Annotated in this window: 2 protein-coding genes and 1 pseudogene; 2 read left to right on the forward strand and 1 reads right to left on the reverse strand. The window is 51.7% G+C overall.

Annotated elements, in window-relative coordinates:
* Window positions 1-265 (forward strand): annotated as a pseudogene (locus tag AUR66_RS22985) (hypothetical protein); the annotation flags it as partial.
* The gene (locus AUR66_RS18555) at window positions 262-1,140 is read left to right on the forward strand and encodes a hypothetical protein (RefSeq protein WP_058573612.1); all 879 of its coding nucleotides are present in this window, start codon (window positions 262-264) and stop codon (window positions 1,138-1,140) included. The pseudogene AUR66_RS22985 and the gene AUR66_RS18555, both read left to right, overlap by 4 nt.
* A gap of 21 nt (window positions 1,141-1,161) precedes the next feature.
* On the opposite strand, the gene AUR66_RS18560 is transcribed toward AUR66_RS18555, so the two are convergent.
* Window positions 1,162-1,955: AAA family ATPase (locus AUR66_RS18560; protein WP_058573613.1), on the reverse strand; the 794-nt coding region annotated here is incomplete at its 5' end.

Below are 1,955 nucleotides of genomic sequence, written 5' to 3' on the forward strand. Positions count from 1 at the left end.
CTCGCCAGTATGGCTTTTTGCAGAGCTTGGCGTTGCGATGATGTTAGTAAGCGGGATTTCTGGACTGGAAATAGAGGGGTCGGTGCTACCGAAGACTGCGACGGCCCTGTTGCTGTGTGTCATCACAGTGTTGGCACTTCTAGTCCCCTCTCCTACGGTATGGCATCTCGTTGGGGGTGTCTGTCTACTGAGTGCAATCGCTATTTATGGCATGCACCGATATCAGCGAGTAACGATGGGTCTCATAGAGGTGGTGAATGAATGAGTAATCAAAACGCATTAGACCGCGAGACTGACACCACACAGTCGTCTGAAGAGGAAGATCTCGCAGCACTGCGTGGAGAAGTTGAGCTTCTGCGTGAAGAAAATCAGCAACTCCGCAATGAGTACCTCCGGGCGAGACAAGCAACGTATCGTAAGTCTGCTGTGGGACTGTTTGGACTTGGACTACTCGCACTCACCGGTGCGGTTATCTTCCCTGCAGTTCGAACCGTGCTCCTCGTGCTTGCAGGAACTGGAGGGTTCGCTGGTGTTCTCTTGTTTTATCTCACTCCAGATCAGCTGGTTCCTGTCACAGTTGGTGAGGCGATATATGACGCGTACGCAACACTTGGTGAGCAATTGAAATCTGAACTTGGACTCCAAGATGTTTCTGTCTATACACCGGTGTCAAAGACTGGTTCGAGTACTGTTGGAGTCCGTTTGTTTATCCCACAACCTGCCGAATGGAAACTCCCAAAAAATAATCTCAGCACGCTGTTTGTCGCTACCGGCGATGCCGAGCGTCGTGGTGTGGGAATTACACCTTCGTCGGCAAGACTCTACAGAGAATTCAAGCAATCCGTTACTGGTGAGTTACAATCAAACCCCAGTGAGCTCACACAGCAGCTAACAGACGGGGTCATAGAGCAGTTTGAGCTTGTACAAGCAGCCAGCTCAGAGGTGGACGCCGAAAACGGGCGAATAACTGTCCGAGTGACTGCACCATCGTACGGGAACCCATCAGCATTTGATCACCCGGTCGTGTCGTTTTTCGGAGTTGGATTGGCCGACACACTTGACAACCCGGTTCTATTGAGAACCGTGGTTGCTGATGGAGATGAGTTCGTGATCTCGTTCGAAACGGAAGAACAAGTCTGAATTAGGAGTATCCGGCTCCGATCACTCTTCAGGCTTTTTGCCACCATCGCCAACTGCAGGAGCAGGCTGGGCAAAATCGGCGTCATTTGGTGGTGAGATTGTCGAAAGAAGGTCTTCGATGACTTTCTCCGTCGAAATACCGCCAATTTCAGCGTCGGTACTGAGGACGAGACGGTGTGCGAGAGCAGGGACAGCGAGCTCCTTGATGTCATCCGGGATGACATAGTGACGTCCGTTGATTGCGGCCTGTGCCTTCGCTGCTTTCTGTAGTGCGAGTGCACCTCGTGTAGAGACACCGTGTTCAACATCAGGCGACTCACGAGTTGCGCCAATGATATCCAAGATGTAGTCACGAACAGGTGTCGACATGTGAACGTCGGTAACAGCCTGTCGGGCAACTAGGATATCATTAGGTGTCACAACATTTTCAATATCTCCAGGGCCGAGCTTTGGCTCGTAATTAAACCGATCGAGAATCTGAGCTTCGTCTTCGCGGTCTGGAAGGTCAACAGTGATTTTGAACTGGAAGCGGTCTCGCTGTGCTTCTGGGAGACCGAAGGTCCCCTCCATTTCGATAGGGTTCTGCGTCGCAATGACCATGAATGGCGATGGAAGGCCAAGTGTTTCGCCCTCTATCGTCACCTGTGCCTCCTGCATCGCTTCCAGGAGGGCACTCTGTGTCTTGGGAGTCGCTCGATTAATTTCGTCAGCAATGACGAGATTTGAGAAAACCGGACCACGTTCGAGTTGGAACTCACCTGTGTCTTCGCGAAAGATCTTCGTGCCCGTGACGTCAGCTGGGAGAAGGTCAGATT

Source organism: Haloferax profundi, assembly GCF_001469865.1.
GTDB classification, from domain to species: domain Archaea; phylum Halobacteriota; class Halobacteria; order Halobacteriales; family Haloferacaceae; genus Haloferax; species Haloferax profundi.